Source organism: Rhizobium sp. BK196 (assembly GCF_014193255.1).
GTDB lineage: Bacteria > Pseudomonadota > Alphaproteobacteria > Rhizobiales > Rhizobiaceae > Rhizobium.
This window is the reverse complement of the sequence record NZ_JACHZB010000003.1, coordinates 755,062-771,173: the sequence shown is the minus strand read 5'-3', so window position 1 is coordinate 771,173 and position 16,112 is coordinate 755,062. Positions and strand designations below refer to the sequence as shown.

Genomic DNA, 16,112 nt, shown 5'->3' with positions numbered 1-16,112 from the left:
TGCCTATGGCATAGGCCGTTAATCGGTTCAAGCAGGCCCAAGATCATCAACTGTTAGGGATCGTAACAAAGGGTGCGATTGTCACTAAAATTTCATAAAAACAGCCCTTCACGCATGCTGCGCATGAGATCAGTGACTTTGGCGTCGGGTTTTTCCCACAACATAATACGCAACTCAACGACGAGATCGCCTTTTCCGCCGCTGTCGTTGGGCAGACCCTGGTCGGGAATGCGGATCGTCTTGTCGGAGCCTGACCAGGCCGGAACCGTTACATTGAGTGGTCCCTGCGGACCGTCAACACGCGCCTCGGTGCCGAGCACCGCGTTTTCGATGTTGAGCGGCAGCACAGTATGCACGTCGAAACCATCGACGGCGAAGCGCGGATCGGGTGCGATGTGGATATTGATGACGGCATCGCCGCGCTGCATGCCCGGCAGCTTGAATCCCTGGCCCTTGAGCCGGATCTGATGGCCTTCAGTCGTGCCGGCCGGAAGGGCAAAGCCGACTTCGCGGCCCTCCGGCAGGGAAACCGTCGTCCAGCTTCCCTTCATGATATCTTCGATCGTCACGGTCGCGGTTGCCACTTCATCCGGGGCCTTCTCAAGACCAGGCTGGCCTGCGCCGGTGAAGCGGCGCACGAGCGAGGTCAGTAGGCTGAGCGGCAGCGACATGTTGGCGCCAGCGCCGGCAGTGGCCTCCGTCTGCTCGTCCTCCGCCTTGGCGGCCTCTGATTCAGCTGTTTCCTGTTCCGGTTGCCTGGCCGCTTCGGCTGCATGTGGCTTGGCTTGCGCCTGCTGGGAATGTGCTTGTTGAGAATGCGCCTGCGGGGCGTGTGGTTGCTGTGGGCCGGCGGCGCGGGTTGCCTGCGCGCCAAAAATGCGCTCGACCATCTCTTCTGCAGCTTCGGTTGCGCCTGGCTGCTGCTGTTTGGCACCTGCTGCCGCAGCGGCCTTCTGCGCATTGGCATTGGCGCGTGCAAGCTCTTCCATCACGCGCTCGGCATTGGCCTGTGCGGCCTTGGCCCGAGCGGCGGCCTCACGGGCAGCCTGGCGCTGCTGCATGATCGTCTGTTCCCGCTTCTTGGCTTCCGCCATGCGCGCGGCGCTGTCGAAGAGATTACGCTTCTTCGGATCTTTCAGCGTTTCATAGGCGCGGCCGATCTCGGCAAAACGTGCGGTCGCCGTCGGGTCACCCTGATTGTGATCGGGATGCACGGCCTTGGCCATGTTGCGCCAGGCCGCTTTGATTTCGTCCGCATCCGCGTCGCGCTTGACGCCCAGGATCTTGTATGGATCACGCATTAGTTCGCACCGCCGCTGCCGCAATCCGGGAGGCATGTTCCTCGTGGCCGTTCCCGAAAACCGAATCTCAATTCACGGCGCGCCGTCCGGTCCGCTCTCGCGACAGGAAAGCCCGCTCGTTGGGCGATCGTGCGGGAGAGTTGCTAATCACTTCTTATTTCCGAAGCTGGATATGGGATGTTTTACCGTGAATGGTTAGCCTTTCGCTAAACATTGAGGCGAATCGGCAAGGCGCATTAACCCTGACGTGTCAGGGACGCATCGTGCCGAAACAGGTGGACGGCTGGGATCAGCTTTCCGGCTGGAAGCTCAGAAGCTGCCAGTTGCCGCCGCCGACAAGGCAGGTCTTACCGTAGAATTTGGCGATGCCGACATAGGAATGCCGCGTGGTGCGGAACTGGCGGCAAACCTGGCCGGCATCATTATTTTCGACGATCGTATCGATGATGCCGGCGCTGCCGGTAGACGCATTGGCCCAGGGAAGCGGCTGTCCCTCGAGCTTCTGGATATCGGCAGAGGTCACGGCGTTGCGCACCGTCATTTCGTCGGACAGCGTATCGGTGCTGGGTGCTGGCTGCGGAACGGTTCCTGTCGCCACCGAACGATCCACTTTTGCTGAGCTCAGGAAATCGAACCCTCCCGACACGCAGCCGGAGAGTGACAGGATCGCCATACCGACGATGGAGAGTCTGCAACTGCGGCGCAGCGAACCCTTTGTATGGAGATGTGTCTTTGCTATGACTTCCACCCTGTGTCCTTCCCCAGTCCTGGAGGCCGGGTCAGTTTTCATAAACCGCGGGATTTGAATTAATATGTCGGCAAACGGGTTAACAGGTCGTGACTTTACCGAAAGTGAAGAGCCCTTCAAGCTCTTCGGGGAATGGCTGAAGGAGGCGGAGGCTTCCGAAGTCAACGACCCCAATGCTGTCGCACTCGCGACGGTCGATGAAGATGGGCTGCCCAATGTCCGCATGGTTCTCCTGAAAGGTTTCGATACCGACGGATTCGTCTTCTACACGAATTTCGAGAGCCGGAAAGGTCGCGAAATCTTGGGACAGAAGAAAGCCGCCATGTGTTTCCACTGGAAAACGCTGCGCCGTCAAGTGCGCGTTCGCGGTCCTGTCGAAATTGTAACCGATGCCGAGGCCGACGCGTATTTTGCGACCCGTCCCCGCGGCAGCCGTATCGGTGCCTGGGCTTCCAAGCAGTCGCGGCCGCTCGAAAGCCGCTTCGCACTGGAAAAAGCCGTTGCCGAATATACGGCGCGCTATGCTGTCGGCGAGATTCCACGCCCATCTTACTGGTCCGGTTTCCGGATCCGCCCGACCTCGATCGAGTTCTGGAAAGACCAGAAATTCAGGCTGCACGACCGGATCGAGTTTCACCGGCCGACGCCAGAGGGGGCCTGGGGCAAGGTGCGGATGTACCCGTAAAGGGCTTATTTCCCGAGTAGTTTCAAGGGAATGCCGGAAGCCAGCGCCGAGACATAGCGCGGCTTCTGGTAAAAGCCATTGAGCGAAATGCGCGGCATATAAGTGGGCTGTCCTGCCGCCGGCAAACCCGGCTGCGTCGTCACGGCGACGGCAAAGCCGAGATTGGCTGCAATGCCCGCTTCGCGGGCGGTCGCGGTCGCCGGCAAGCCATAGGGATAGGCGATTGTCCGGGGACGAGTTCCTGTAATCGATTCGATATAATCAGCCGAAATTTCCATCTCGATCCTGGCCTCGGCCCAGGGCAGGCGGGCAAGCGCCCGGTGGCTGATCGTGTGGGCGCCGAGGGTGGCAAGCGGACTTGCCGCAAGCGCCCGCAAGTCCTTCGGCCCCATCACCAGATCGCGGGTAATATCCGTCGGTTCGATGCCATAATGTCGCGCCATCGCGTCCACGTTGGAAACGGCGCGGGCTTCATCGTGGCTGTGGACGAATGCGGCGAACCGGTCGAAGGCTTCCCATTGGCGGACGGGCGTATCAAGCGGCAGTCTCTCTCTGCCGCGGCCGAAGTTGAACTCGATGCTGTTTTCTCTGCGCAGCAGCAGTGCCAGCGTTTCCCACCAGATGCTGTGCGAGCCCTCGGCAAAGCCCTGCGTTATGAAAACGGTAAAGGGTGCGCCATGCCGTTCGAAAACGGGCAGGGCGTGGACCAGATTGTTGCGGTATCCGTCATCCAGCGTGAAAGCGGCGAACAGGCGATCGTCCCGCGGGTCTGACAAGAGGAAAGGCACCGCATCGAGCGGTACGAAACGATAGCCGATCCGCTTCAGCCGCCGGAGCGCGGCGTCCAGAAATTCAGGAGTGATTTCGAGATGGCGGTTGGGCTCGAACGTCTGGGCGATATGCGGGCGCACATGGTGGAGGGTGAAGATGACACCGCGTCCGCGGGCTTCTTTCATGAGCCCGGCGGCGTTCGCCAGCCACGCCCCTTCCAGACCGCCGCCGATCGCGATGCGCTTCAGACGCCGCTTCCACTGCCCCATTTTTTCCGTGACCCCGCTCGGTATTCGTGTCACAGAGGTTATCAATACCGCCGTTAAACCTTGCTGAATCCTGCTCGGAAAAAGGATGCTTTTACCGCCCGTTAACCGAGCGGCACAAAAGCTTGGAAAACTCTTGGCCGTTGCCTCAAAGTCGCGCCAGATTATGGGCATGTGTCACAATACGGGACAAAATGCCGGTCGTGTTGAACTGCCGGAACATTCGAGGGGACGTGCATGAAGACGCTTTTGGTTGCCATTCTGACTGCGACGCTGGCTCTTTCCACACCCGTTGCGGCCTTCGCCGGCAGTGCGTCCCTCGTGCTCGATGCCCGCACCGGTAAGGTCCTGGCGTCCGAAAACGGCGATACGCTGAACCATCCGGCTTCGCTCACGAAGATGATGACCCTTTATCTCACCTTCGAGGCATTGAACCGTGGAAAGCTCACCTGGGATACGCCGATCACGATGTCGAAATATGCGGCCTCCCGTCCGCCGACGAAGCTCGGCGTAAAGGCGGGCGGTACCATCACCGTGCGTGAGGCGGTCTATGGCATGATCGTCAAATCGGCCAATGATGCTGCTGCCGCCATCGGTGAAAAGCTCGGCGGCTCGGAAAGTAATTTCGCAAGGCTCATGACTCAGAAGGCTCGCCAGCTCGGCATGAGCCGCACGGTATTCGTCAATGCTTCCGGCCTGCCGGACAATCGCCAGGTTACCACGGCGCGTGACATGTCCACACTCGCCGTGGCGCTGATGAAGAACTATCCTAGCGAATATCGGCTCTTCTCCACTGCGAGCTTCAATTTCCGCGGCCGGACCATCCGCGGCCACAACAATCTCATGTATCGCTACCAGGGCATGGATGGCATTAAGACCGGTTACACCAATGCCTCCGGCTTCAACATCGTCAGCGCCGTGAAAGACGGCAACCGCCGCGTGGTCGGCGTAGTGCTCGGCGGCCGCACCGCCCGCAGCCGTGATGCCAAGATGGCCGGATTGTTCGACCGCTATATGGAACGTGCCGCCTCCGGCGCCGCCAAGCTGACCGCCAGCATCAATGCGAAGCAGCAGGTCGAGGTCGCATCGGCCGCGGATGACGCCGATGTTCCCGTGCCGGCAGGCGCGCCGCGCGTTGTGGATGAGGCAGCAGCACCGGCACCGAAGACGCTCGGTTATGCCGACGATGGCGTTATCCCGCTGGAGCGCCCGGCGGCAATGGACGAGATCATGAATGCCGGCAAGGCGCCGAAAGCGCCAGTCGGCAAGGCACCAGCCGACAAGGCAGGTGGCTGGCAGATCCAGATCTCGGCCGCCCCGAGCGCCGATGCTGCCCGCGCACTTCTTGCGCAGGCCCAGTCCGAGGCCGGCGCGCCGCTCGTTTCCGCCTCGCCTTACACGGAAGCTGTCGGCAAGGGCGCCAATGCGGTTTATCGCGCCCGTTTCGTCGGCTTCAGGAGCAAGGAAGATGCGACGTCTGCCTGCGATGCCCTGAAGAAGCGCTCCTATGACTGCATGCTCCTGCCGAACCAGGGTTGATTTCCACACTCTGGACAATTTCCGGGAATCGGCGCTCTCCTCATAAACAAAAGGAGAACGTCATGCTGCAACGGCTCGCCGATCAGTTCGAGACCTCATCGTCCACCTACGCCGCCGCCAACGACATCGAGCGTGATGCCGACTGGTTCCTGCTGAAATTGCAGGAGGAGATGGGTGAGCTAACCCAGGCCTGGAACCGTCTGACCGGCCGCGGCCGGGCCAAGGGACGGTCACCCGAGGAGATGGAGCGCGACCTCGCAGACGAGGCTGCCGATATCCTCGGTCACGTGCTGCTCTTCGCTCGGCGTCATGACATTGATTTGGTGGCCGCTATTGAACGGAAATGGAAGTTCAGGCCGGCGCCTGAGCCATTTGATGGTCAGAGGGCAGAGACTTTGCGCCGGTAGAATTTGCTATCGACGGCCATGCGCGGGAAGGTTCGTGGTAGGTCCTCAGTGGGGATCTCGGAAAAGCCGTTCTTTTCATAGAACCGGTGTGCGGCAAAAAACTTCTCGGTCGTGCCGAGGAAGATATCGGTCACGCCGACTTCGCCGGCATGGGCAAGGAGCGCCTCGAGCAGCCGGGTGGCTACACCATGTTCGCGGCCCCGCACCTCAGCGGCGACGAACATCTTCCGAAGGGCTGCCTGATTGTTGCGGATATCTTTGAGGCCGACCGTGCCGACAATCACGCCATCTTTCACTGCGACCCAGAACTGGCCCTTGCCCGACTGATAGAAGTCGGGAATGACGCGCAGGTCGGGCTGGGTATCGGCGGTGATGTCGATGCCGAATTCTTCGCGCTGGATCGGCAGGATGACCGAGATCACGCCATCGGCATCGTCAGGGGCGAAGGTTCTGATCTCGATCTCGGCCATGGTCGCACCGCCTCAGGTCTGTGTGCCGCCGACGGTCACCTGATCCATGCGCAGATGCGGCTGGCCGACCCCGACTGGCACCCACTGGCCTGCCTTGCCGCAATTGCCGATGCCGGTGTCGAGCTTCATATCGTTGCCGATCATCGATACGCGCTTCATCGCATCCGGGCCGTTGCCGATCAGCATGGCGCCTTTGATCGGCGCGCCGATCTTGCCGTTTTCGATGAGATAGGCCTCGGTGCAGCCGAACACGAACTTGCCTGAGGTGATATCCACCTGACCGCCGCCGAAGGAGACAGCGTAGACGCCCTTCTTGACCGAAGCGATGATCTCTTCCGGCGACTTGTCGCCGCCGAGCATATAGGTGTTGGTCATGCGCGGCATCGGCACATGCGCATAGCCTTGGCGGCGGCCGTTGCCAGTCGCCGCCATGCCCATCAGCCGGGCGTTCTGCCGGTCCTGCATGTAACCGACGAGCTTGCCGTTTTCGATCAACACGTTGTAGGCGGAGGGTGTGCCTTCGTCGTCTATGGTGATCGAGCCGCGGCGGCTGTCGATCGTGCCGTCGTCAACGACGGTCACGCCCGGTGCCGCTACCATCTGGCCCAGGAGGCCCGCAAATGCGGACGTCTTCTTGCGGTTGAAGTCACCTTCGAGGCCATGGCCCACGGCTTCGTGCAGCATGACGCCCGGCCAGCCGGAGCCGAGCACCACATCCATCGTGCCCGCCGGCGCATCGATCGCTTCGAGATTGACAAGTGCCTGCCGCAGCGCCTCATCGGCCCCGTGCTGCCAGTTTCCGGTTGCGATGAAATCGCCGAAACCGATGCGTCCGCCCTGACCATAGGAGCCGCTCTCCTGCCGGTCGCCTTCGCCCACCATGACGGAGATGTTGATACGTGTCATCGGCCGGATGTCCTGCACGCGGTGGCCATCGGCGCGCAGGATATCGACCACCTGCCAGCTTGCCGCGACCGATGCCGTGACCTGCCGCACCTTGTCATTCTTGCCGCGCAGATAGGCGTCGATATCCGTCAGCACCTTCACCTTCTCCTCGAAGGTCGGCGAGCCGATCGGGTTCTCGTCGGTGTAGAGCTTGCGGTTAGTGCGCTGCGGCGCTGCCGCGTAAGAGCCGGAATAACCACGTGTCACGGCGCTGACCGCGTCGGCTGCCCGCTTCAGCGCCGAGATGGAAAGATCGCCCGCATGCGCGTAGCCGACAGCCTCGCCCGCGACTGCTCGCAGGCCAAAACCCTGTTCGGTGTTGAAGCTGCCGCCCTTGAGGCGACCGTTGTCAAAGGTCAGCGATTCCGCCTGCGCGTGCTCGATGAAGAGTTCGCCGTCATCGGCGCCGGAAAGCGCTTCAGCGACATGCTTGCGCATCGTCGCTTCATCGGCATCGAAAAGCGTCAGGAGATCGTTGGTCATGGTCTTTTGCTCCGCAAGGAGAGCGGGAATGCTCAATAGCCGATGTAGGTCTGTTGTGCTGCGCGAGCAAGCCCCGCCAAATCAGGGCAGGGCGTCATAGCCTTCCGCGAACCCCTTTAGGTCTACGGGGATGCCGATGCCTTCTTCCGGCGTCTGGAAAACGATGAAGGTTGCCTGGGCGCCGCTGCGGAAGGTCTTGAGCAGTTCGTCTTCGAGAACGACTTCGGCGTAGCAGCCATCGGCGAAGCAGCGCACGAAATAGGCGCGGCCGATATCCTTGCCGTCGACATTGAGGCCGAGGCCGTTCGGCAGCAGCACGCCAAGCGGCGCCAGCACACGCAGGATCTTGGACTTGCGGTCGGCCGTCTTCAGGACGACGACGGACAGGCCCACTTCCGGACGGTCTTCGGCGATGACATTCTGCATCAGCGCACACTGCTCGGTCGAAGCGCCTGCCGGCTTGTCGCAGACGACCGACCATGCGCCATGGTTGGAACGGACCGTGCCGGGAGCCGCCGGCTGGGTCTGGCCGGGCGTCACCTGCTCGACGTTCGGCGTCGTAGACGGTGCGGGCTGCTGTGCCGGGGCGGGCTTCGGAGCAGGCGCGGCAGGACGCGACTGCGCGGGCGTCGGCGTCTGTTGAGCGAAAACGGGGCTCGTCGCGGCGGCCGCGATGCCTGCGGTCAGAACAAAAGACCGCGCGAGGGAACGGAAACCCATGAAAACCTCTGGATATCGAATCATTGCCGCTATTGTTGAAGCTGCCCACGGAAAATGAAAAGCCCCAACCCGTGAAAACCGGGGGACTGCGGCAGAAATAGGACCTCGCCAAAAGAATGTGCGGCAGGCGGATTGGCCCTGAAGCGCGTTTTTCGTATGCTGATGAAAAGCTTGCAATGTTTTGCCGCCGCCGAGCAGGCAGTCTTTAAGCAAAAATGCCGCATAGACAATTGCTTCTGCCTGTTGCGGCGGATGCCAAACTGTGGTTTGAAGCGCAGAAGATGGCAAGGATTCTGCGTCCGATTTGATGTAGATCAGCGCTCGAGGGAGATTACAAGGTGATTAAGAAGGCTTTTGCAGCTCTGACCGCGCTGGTCTGTCTGCTTTTTGCTTCCGGCACATATGCCGATCAGCCGACGCCGTGGCAGGCCACCCTGCAGCCGGCAGCGACGCCGATCATGCGGGAGATCCACTGGTTCGAACAATACACGCTGTGGTTCATCGTTCCGATCACGCTGTTCGTTCTCGTTCTCATCCTGGTCGTCTGTTTCAAGTTCCGGGCTTCTGCAAACCCGGTTCCCTCCAGGACGAGCCATAACACGCTGATCGAAGTCATCTGGACTGTGGGACCGGTCCTCGTGCTTCTCTTTCTCGCCGTTCCCTCTTTCAACCTGCTCACTGCGCAGCTGACGCTGCCGGAAAACCCTGACGTGACCATCAAGGCGACCGCGACCCAGTGGCAGTGGAACTATGAATATGAAGGCTCGGGCGAAACGCCTGTCGCCTTCGACTCCTATCTTCTGAAGGAACCGGATCGCGCTGCTGCGGGCAAGGCCGATCTTGCTGTCTATCCGCGTCTTCTGGCCGTCGACAATGAGCTGGTGTTGCCGGTCAACAAGACCGTTCGTGTTCTCGTCACTGCCGCGCCGACCGACGTTATCCACGCTTTTGCCATGCCGTCCTTCGGCATCAAGATCGACGCGGTTCCGGGCCGTCTCAACGAAACCTGGTTCCGCGCCGAGCGCGAAGGCCTCTTCTACGGCCAGTGTTCCGAGCTTTGCGGCAAGGACCATGCGTTCATGCCGATCGCTATCCGCGTCGTCTCCGAGGACAAGTACAAGCAGTGGCTGACCACGGCCGCCAGCGACTTGCCCGGCGCCTACAAGACACTGATCGCCGCTGCCGATGGTCCTGCAAAGACCGTCGATGTCGCTGAAAACGTCGCAAAGTAAGATAGGGGATCGGGACAATGGCTGGACCTTCCGCTCACGACGATCATTCTCATGATCACCACGCTCATGACGCTCACGCGCATGACGACCATCACGATCACTCTCATGCGCCGAGCTTTGCCGACCGCTGGTTCTTCTCCACGAACCACAAGGATATCGGCACGCTCTACCTGATCTTCGCGATCTTCGCCGGTATCGTCGGCGGCCTTCTCTCCGTCGCCATGCGCATGGAGCTGCAGGAGCCGGGCATCCAGATCTTCCACGGCCTGGCCTCCATGGTCTATGGCTTCGAAGGTGATGCCGCCATCGATGGCGCCAAGCACATGTTCAACGTCTTCACCACCGCTCACGCACTGATCATGATCTTCTTCATGGTCATGCCGGCGATGATCGGCGGTTTCGCCAACTGGATGGTGCCGATCATGATCGGCGCACCGGATATGGCCTTTCCGCGCCTGAACAACATCTCTTTCTGGCTGATCGTTCCGGCCTTCCTGCTCCTGGTCATCTCGATGTTCGTCGAAGGCCCAGCCGGCGCATATGGCGCAGGCGGCGGCTGGACCATGTATCCGCCGCTCGCAGTCGGCGGTCACCCTGGCCCGGCGGTCGACCTTGCGATCTTCGCGCTGCACATTGCCGGCGCATCGTCGATCCTCGGTGCGATCAACTTCATCACCACGATCCTCAACATGCGCGCTCCGGGCATGACGCTGCACAAGATGCCGCTCTTTGCCTGGGCCGTGCTGATCACCGCCTTCCTGCTGCTGCTGTCGCTGCCGGTTCTGGCCGGCGCCATCACCATGCTCCTCACGGACCGTAACTTCGGCACGGCCTTCTTCGCGCCGGAAGGCGGCGGTGACCCGATCCTCTACCAGCACCTGTTCTGGTTCTTCGGCCACCCGGAAGTCTACATCCTGATCCTGCCGGGCTTCGGCATCATCAGCCACATCGTGTCGACCTTCTCGAAGAAGCCGGTCTTCGGTTACCTCGGCATGGCCTACGCCATGGTCGCCATCGGTGCCGTCGGCTTCGTGGTCTGGGCTCACCACATGTACACGGTTGGACTGTCGCTCGACGCCCAGCGCTACTTCGTCTTCGCGACGATGGTCATCGCTGTCCCGACGGGTGTGAAGATCTTCTCCTGGATCGCAACGATGTGGGGTGGCTCTATCACCTTCCGCACGCCGATGATCTGGGCGATCGGCTTCATCTTCCTCTTCACCGTCGGTGGTGTGACGGGTGTCCAACTCGCCAACGCCGGCCTTGACCGCTCGCTGCATGACACCTATTACGTCGTGGCTCACTTCCACTACGTTCTGTCGCTCGGCGCCGTCTTCGCCATCTTCGCTGCCTGGTACTACTGGTTCCCGAAGATGACCGGCTATATGTACAACGAGTTCCTTGGCAAGCTGCACTTCTGGGTCATGTTCATCGGTGTGAACCTCGTGTTCTTCCCGCAGCACTTCCTCGGCCTCGCCGGCATGCCGCGCCGCTACATCGACTATCCGGATGCATTCGCCGGCTGGAACTACGTTTCCTCGATCGGCTCCTACATATCATTCGTCGGCGTAATCATTTTCCTCATCGGCGTCTGGGAAGCCTTCGCCAGGAAGCGCATTGCCGGCGATAATCCGTGGGGTGAGGGCGCAACGACGCTGGAATGGCAGCTGCCTTCGCCGCCGCCCTACCATCAGTGGGAACAGCTCCCGCGGATCAAGTAAAATGCCGGATCCAGACGCTGCAGGCTTCTGCGGCGTCTGGCGATTGAGGAATTCAGGACTGAATGATGACGGTTTTCGACAATCACGAGGCTCTTGCAAACGACGGGGATTTTCGCTTGTCGGAAGCTAGCGCGCGCGATTATTTCGAGCTTCTGAAACCGCGAGTCATGTCGCTCGTGGTCTTCACGGCCTTTGCCGGCCTGGTGCTGGCGCCGGGTCACATCAATCCGATCCTCGGCCTGACCGCCATCCTCTGCATTGCCGTTGGCGCAGGGGCGTCCGGTGCTTTGAACATGTGGTATGACGCCGACATCGACGCCGTCATGAGCCGCACCGCCAAGCGCCCGATCCCGGCCGGACGCATCCTGCCCAAGGAAGCGCTGGCCTTCGGCCTCGTTCTCTCCTGTTTCTCGGTGGCGATCCTCGGCCTTGCGGTCAACTGGCTGTCGGCCTTTATCCTCGCGTTCACGATCTTCTTCTATGTCGTCATCTACACGATGTGGCTGAAGCGCTCGACGCCGCAGAACATCGTCATCGGTGGCGCGGCCGGCGCTTTCCCGCCGATGATCGGCTGGGCCTGTGTAACCAATTCCATCACGATCGAAAGCACGGTCCTCTTCCTCATCATCTTCCTGTGGACGCCGGCCCATTTCTGGGCGCTCGCGCTCTTCAAGATGCGGGATTACGAAGCCGTCGGTGTGCCGATGCTTCCGAACGTATCGGGTGAGCGCACCACCAAGCATCAGATCGTCGCCTATGCCATGCTAACTGCTGTCTGCGCGGTGCTGCCGACCTTCCTCGGCTTTGCCAGCGTCGGCTATGGGGTCGTCGCCGCAGCACTCGGTGTGGTCTTCATATACTGTTCCATCGCCGTCTGGCGTATGCCCGACGGCGATCTGAAGATGATCCCGGCGAAGAAGCTGTTCGGATTCTCGATCTTCTACCTCTTCGCCGTGTTCTCCGCGCTGTTGCTCGACCGGCTGGTGGCCATGCTGGTTTCGTATGCAGGAGGCTCATTCTGATGGAGCTGGTCAAGCTTACCGAAGCGCAGCGCAAGTCGCGCCGCAATCGCAACATCGCACTGGGTGTCGCGCTCGCCGGTCTGGTGATTCTTTTCTACACCATCACCATCGTCAAGTTCCTGGGACATGCGGGGTGACGGAATGAGCGACGCCGTCAACGCACCGAAGAAGCCGCGCAACAATGCTGCCGTCGTCTTCATGTGCCTGAGCTTCGTCGTCGGTATGGGCGCCATGAGCTATGCTGCCGTGCCGCTCTACCGGCTCTTCTGTCAGGTGACCGGCTATAACGGCACGACGCAGCGTGTGGATCAGGTCTCGAGCGTCATTCTTGACCGGACGATGCGCGTCACCTTCGACGCCAACGTCGCTCCCGGCCTGCAATGGGAATTCAAGCCGGTGGAGCGCGAGGTCAATCCGAAGATCGGCGAGACCATCCAGGTCAATTTCATCGCCGAAAACCGTTCCAACGAAACCCAGCGCGGCCAGGCGGTCTTCAACGTGACGCCGGGCGAGGCGGGCGCCTATTTCAACAAGGTGCAATGTTTCTGCTTTAATGAGACAGACCTGAAGCCGGGCGAAAAGCTTGAAATGCCGGTCGTATTCTACATCGATCCGGAAATTACCAAGGCCGCTGAATCGAAAAGCATTCGCACGGTCACGCTTTCGTATACGTTCTACCCCAAAGACGGTCCGAAGCCGGTGGCTTCGAATGAAGGTGGAACGGAAAAGACTGAAAAGAAACTTTGATTGAGGAGTGTTTCCGGCATTGCCGGAAGCGGAGAAGGAAGACACCGGGGATCTGACATGGCCGATGCTCATCAGAAGAATCACGACTATCACATCATAGCTCCGAGCCCATGGCCGATACTGGCCTCGCTCGGCGCATTCCTGATGGCCTTTGGCGGCGTCGGCTACATGCGCTACCTGAACGGCGGCTCGCTGCATGTTTTCGGTATCGAATGGGCTCAGCCGTGGGTCTTCTTCATCGGCCTGGCTGTCGTTTTCTACGTCATGTACGGCTGGTGGTCCGACACCGTGAAGGAAGCTCATGAGGGTGCTCATACGCGCGTCGTATCGCTGCACCTGCGTTACGGCATGATCATGTTCATCGCTTCGGAAGTGATGTTCTTCGTAGCCTGGTTCTGGGCCTATTTCGACGCCAGCCTCTATCCGCATGAAGCCATCCAGGCTTCGCGCCTAGCCTATACCGGTGGTGTCTGGCCGCCGAAGGGCATCGAAGTTCTCGATCCATGGCACCTGCCGATCTATAACACCGTCATCCTGCTGCTGTCGGGCACGACCGTGACCTGGGCTCACCACGCTCTCCTGCACAACGACCGCAAGGGCCTTATTCAGGGCCTGACGTTGACGGTCCTGCTCGGCGTTCTCTTCTCCTCCGTCCAGGCCTATGAATATGCTCACGCTCCGTTCGAGTTCCGCAACTCGATCTACGGCGCGACCTTCTTCATGGCGACCGGTTTCCACGGCTTCCACGTTCTGGTCGGCACCATCTTCCTGCTGGTCTGCCTCATCAGGGCGTTGCGCGGCGACTTTACGCCAAAGCAGCACTTCGGCTTCGAAGCGGCTGCCTGGTACTGGCACTTCGTCGACGTCGTCTGGCTGTTCCTGTTCTTCTGCATCTATGTCTGGGGCGGCTGGGGTGCTCCGGTCGCTGCGGGCTGATCGAGGCCGGATAGAAATCAGAAAAGGCGGGCGCCATCGGCCCCGCCTTTTTCTTTACTTAAATGGTTCTCGGCTTATCGCTGGGCGACCAGGCTCTCGAAGGCCGAAGGCTCGGGAACGCCGAGATCGAGCTGGTGGCGGATGGCCTCGGCGCATTCGAGCGCCGTCAGCACTGATGTATCGACCTCCATGTCGTAGAGGCCGGGGCGGTGCACCTCGTCCTGCCAGCGCTGCACCGGTTCCGGCACAGGTGTCTCCTCGGTAGCACGCAGGTAGAGGGCCTCGCGCCCTTCCTGGTTGATCTCGCGCCGCTGCATGATCGTTTCGATCGGGCATCTGACGCCGACGAACAGCACGGAAAAGCCTTCCAGGCGGCGGGCGCAGTCGCCGAGAATGCCGAGTGGCTGCGAATAGCTGTCGTGATGGCCAAGATCGGCGACCACGTTGAGCCCGAAACCGGCATGGATGGCGATCGATTCATAAAGCGCTGCATAGAAGAACGGCACCAGTTCTTCGAGATCCGGCCGCTCTCCGCCGGGCCTCAATCCGATGCCGGGCAGGTAGCGCTTCGGTGTCATGGCATTATAGGTATCAACGCCGAGGTTGATCCACGGCCCCTCGAATTCTTCCTGGATTGCGCGCGCAATGCTGGATTTGCCGCTTCGCGGCGCGCCGTTCAGGATAATGATCTGTCCGGCATGGCTATCGTTGGTCATCAGTCTCCTTCTTCTGTTTGGCGCGAATCATTACAGCGCCGCTCGTCTTTCCAGACGAGCAAAGGACGCTGTAACACTTTGAATTGCTACATAATTCCCTGAATCGATTTCGATCTGAGGAATTATGCGGCGGCGAAACCGCGCAGGCATTTCCATTCGGGATGCGAATACTTTATGGGAGAGTTAAGGCAGACGGCAAAAGCGTCGGCATGGGAGACGGGCATGAGTGAAGACAACGTGCAATTTCCACCGCTCGATCCGGTCAAGACCGGCATCAGGGGATGCTGTCCGCGCTGCGGTCATGGGCAGCTTTTCGATGGCGTGCTGAGCCTCAAGCCGCACTGCTCAGCCTGCGGGCTCGACTATTCCTTCGCCGATGCAGGCGATGGCCCCGCCGTCTTCGTCATCCTCATCGTCGGCTTCATCATTATCGGTTCGGTGCTCTGGCTGCAGGTCAATTATGCTCCGCCGATCTGGGTTCACATTCTGCTCTTTGCCCCGCTCACAATCATACTTTCCCTGCTGGCGCTGCGCTGGTGCAAAGGCATTCTCATCGCCATGCAATATCGCCATAATGCTCGGGAGGGACGCCTGAGTGACTGACATCGAGAGTCCGGTCCCGCGTCGCAAGTTGCCGGTGTTTACCGGCGCTGCCGTTCTCATCGCATTCGCTATCCTGATCTCGCTCGGTACCTGGCAGGTAGAGCGTCTTCATTGGAAGGAGGGGCTGCTCGCAGATATTGCCGAGCGCCGAGCCTCAGCTCCGGTTCCGCTTGCCGATATCGAGACGATGGCCGCTCAGGGCGGCGATATCGAATACCGCGCGGTCACTGCCACTGGCCGCTACATCAATAACAAGGAACGCCATTTCTTCGCCACCTGGCACGGCCAGACCGGCTATTACATCTATACACCGCTGCAGCTTGCGAACGGGCGGTACCTCTTCGTCAACAGAGGCTTCGTTCCCTATGAGAACAAGGAGCCGGAAATGCGTATGCAGGGCCAGTTGACCGGCCAGCAGACGGTTACCGGCCTCGCGCGTGCCAAACTCCCCGGCAAACCCTCCTCGCTCGTGCCTGACAATGACGTGGCGAAGAACATCTTCTATTGGAAAGATCTCGATGTAATGGCATCGAGCGTGGATCTCAACAAGGCTGATGTCGTGCCCTTCTTCGTCGATGCCGATTCCACGCCCAACCCGGCGGGCTTTCCGATCGGCGGCGTGACGCAGGTCGATCTGCCGAACGACCATCTGCAATATGCCTTCACCTGGTACGGGCTGGCTGCGGTGCTGGTCGTTGTCGTTGCCATCTCCTGGTTTCGTCCCCGCAAAGGTGCGGCGCAATAGTATCGCTTCAATTCCGACCCATATTGGGTTAGAGGTCCCTGAAGCTTAACCTGGA

At 60.4% G+C, this 16,112-nt stretch carries 18 protein-coding genes; 11 read left to right on the top strand and 7 right to left on the bottom strand.

What is annotated here, in order from left to right; genetic code table 11:
* Positions 1 to 92 precede the first annotated feature (92 nt).
* Together FHT78_RS14985 and FHT78_RS14980 are read right to left on the bottom strand one after the other, a co-directional pair.
* Positions 93 to 1,301 (bottom strand): DnaJ C-terminal domain-containing protein, encoded by a 1,209-nt coding sequence (locus FHT78_RS14985; protein WP_183745201.1) that lies wholly within the window; start codon positions 1,299 to 1,301, stop codon positions 93 to 95.
* A 289-nt stretch (positions 1,302 to 1,590) separates the two neighbouring features.
* The gene (locus FHT78_RS14980) at positions 1,591 to 2,049 is read right to left on the bottom strand and encodes an RT0821/Lpp0805 family surface protein (RefSeq protein WP_183745198.1); all 459 of its coding nucleotides are present in this window, start codon (positions 2,047 to 2,049) and stop codon (positions 1,591 to 1,593) included.
* Positions 2,050 to 2,113: 64 nt separating this feature from the next.
* Here FHT78_RS14980 and pdxH point away from each other — a divergent pair, with 64 nt between their 5' ends.
* On the top strand, positions 2,114 to 2,734 hold the full coding sequence (gene pdxH / locus FHT78_RS14975) for a pyridoxamine 5'-phosphate oxidase (RefSeq protein WP_183745195.1): 621 nt from the start codon (positions 2,114 to 2,116) through the stop codon (positions 2,732 to 2,734).
* 5 nt (positions 2,735 to 2,739) lie between these two features.
* Here the strand turns inward: pdxH and FHT78_RS14970 are convergent, their stop codons facing one another.
* Positions 2,740 to 3,774 carry a polysaccharide deacetylase family protein gene (locus FHT78_RS14970; protein ID WP_183745191.1) on the bottom strand — a complete coding sequence of 345 codons (1,035 nt, stop codon included), beginning with the start codon at positions 3,772 to 3,774 and terminating at the stop codon, positions 2,740 to 2,742.
* Between the two features lie 234 nt (positions 3,775 to 4,008).
* Between FHT78_RS14970 and FHT78_RS14965 the strand changes: the two genes are divergently transcribed.
* Together FHT78_RS14965 and FHT78_RS14960 are read left to right on the top strand one after the other, a co-directional pair.
* Positions 4,009 to 5,310, top strand: a complete 1,302-nt coding sequence (locus FHT78_RS14965) for a D-alanyl-D-alanine carboxypeptidase family protein (protein ID WP_183745188.1) — start codon at positions 4,009 to 4,011, stop codon at positions 5,308 to 5,310.
* Positions 5,311 to 5,372: 62 nt separating this feature from the next.
* The gene (locus tag FHT78_RS14960) at positions 5,373 to 5,717 is read left to right on the top strand and encodes a MazG nucleotide pyrophosphohydrolase domain-containing protein (RefSeq protein ID WP_183745185.1); all 345 of its coding nucleotides are present in this window, start codon (positions 5,373 to 5,375) and stop codon (positions 5,715 to 5,717) included.
* On the opposite strand, the gene FHT78_RS14955 is transcribed toward FHT78_RS14960, so the two are convergent.
* The 3 genes from FHT78_RS14955 to FHT78_RS14945 all read right to left on the bottom strand — a co-directional run bounded on the left by FHT78_RS14955 (position 5,690) and on the right by FHT78_RS14945 (position 8,359).
* Positions 5,690 to 6,187 (bottom strand): GNAT family N-acetyltransferase, encoded by a 498-nt coding sequence (locus tag FHT78_RS14955; RefSeq protein ID WP_183745183.1) that lies wholly within the window; start codon positions 6,185 to 6,187, stop codon positions 5,690 to 5,692. The genes FHT78_RS14960 and FHT78_RS14955 overlap by 28 nt on opposite strands.
* A 12-nt stretch (positions 6,188 to 6,199) precedes the next feature.
* On the bottom strand, positions 6,200 to 7,615 hold the full coding sequence (gene tldD / locus FHT78_RS14950) for a metalloprotease TldD (protein WP_183745180.1): 1,416 nt from the start codon (positions 7,613 to 7,615) through the stop codon (positions 6,200 to 6,202).
* A gap of 81 nt (positions 7,616 to 7,696) precedes the next feature.
* The gene (locus tag FHT78_RS14945) at positions 7,697 to 8,359 is read right to left on the bottom strand and encodes an invasion associated locus B family protein (protein ID WP_183745178.1); all 663 of its coding nucleotides are present in this window, start codon (positions 8,357 to 8,359) and stop codon (positions 7,697 to 7,699) included.
* Positions 8,360 to 8,673: 314 nt separating this feature from the next.
* Here FHT78_RS14945 and coxB point away from each other — a divergent pair, with 314 nt between their 5' ends.
* The 6 genes from coxB (at position 8,674) to FHT78_RS14915 (ending at position 13,993) form a co-directional block, all read left to right on the top strand.
* Positions 8,674 to 9,567 (top strand): cytochrome c oxidase subunit II, encoded by an 894-nt coding sequence (gene coxB, locus FHT78_RS14940; protein WP_183745175.1) that lies wholly within the window; start codon positions 8,674 to 8,676, stop codon positions 9,565 to 9,567.
* Positions 9,568 to 9,584: 17 nt separating this feature from the next.
* A complete protein-coding gene (gene ctaD, locus FHT78_RS14935) occupies positions 9,585 to 11,288 on the top strand; it encodes a cytochrome c oxidase subunit I (RefSeq protein ID WP_183745172.1) in 1,704 nt (567 codons plus the stop codon).
* 65 nt (positions 11,289 to 11,353) lie between these two features.
* Complete coding sequence (locus FHT78_RS14930) at positions 11,354 to 12,310, top strand: heme o synthase (protein ID WP_183745388.1); 957 nt, start codon at positions 11,354 to 11,356, stop codon at positions 12,308 to 12,310.
* Entirely contained in the window at positions 12,310 to 12,447 is a 138-nt protein-coding gene (locus tag FHT78_RS14925; protein WP_183745169.1) for a hypothetical protein, read from the top strand. Before FHT78_RS14930 ends, FHT78_RS14925 begins: the two co-directional genes overlap by 1 nt.
* Before the next feature lie 4 nt (positions 12,448 to 12,451).
* A complete protein-coding gene (locus FHT78_RS14920; RefSeq protein ID WP_183745166.1) occupies positions 12,452 to 13,057 on the top strand; it encodes a cytochrome c oxidase assembly protein in 606 nt (201 codons plus the stop codon).
* Positions 13,058 to 13,114: 57 nt separating this feature from the next.
* The gene (locus tag FHT78_RS14915) at positions 13,115 to 13,993 is read left to right on the top strand and encodes a cytochrome c oxidase subunit 3 (RefSeq protein ID WP_183745163.1); all 879 of its coding nucleotides are present in this window, start codon (positions 13,115 to 13,117) and stop codon (positions 13,991 to 13,993) included.
* A gap of 74 nt (positions 13,994 to 14,067) precedes the next feature.
* On the opposite strand, the gene FHT78_RS14910 is transcribed toward FHT78_RS14915, so the two are convergent.
* The gene (locus FHT78_RS14910) at positions 14,068 to 14,709 is read right to left on the bottom strand and encodes a chloramphenicol phosphotransferase (RefSeq protein ID WP_183745160.1); all 642 of its coding nucleotides are present in this window, start codon (positions 14,707 to 14,709) and stop codon (positions 14,068 to 14,070) included.
* Positions 14,710 to 14,931: 222 nt separating this feature from the next.
* On the opposite strand from FHT78_RS14910, the gene FHT78_RS14905 reads away from it, so the two are divergent.
* Together FHT78_RS14905 and FHT78_RS14900 are read left to right on the top strand one after the other, a co-directional pair.
* Complete coding sequence (locus FHT78_RS14905) at positions 14,932 to 15,312, top strand: DUF983 domain-containing protein (RefSeq protein WP_183745157.1); 381 nt, start codon at positions 14,932 to 14,934, stop codon at positions 15,310 to 15,312.
* The gene (locus FHT78_RS14900; protein ID WP_183745154.1) at positions 15,305 to 16,057 is read left to right on the top strand and encodes an SURF1 family protein; all 753 of its coding nucleotides are present in this window, start codon (positions 15,305 to 15,307) and stop codon (positions 16,055 to 16,057) included. Before FHT78_RS14905 ends, FHT78_RS14900 begins: the two co-directional genes overlap by 8 nt.
* The last annotated feature ends 55 nt before the right edge of the window (positions 16,058 to 16,112 follow it).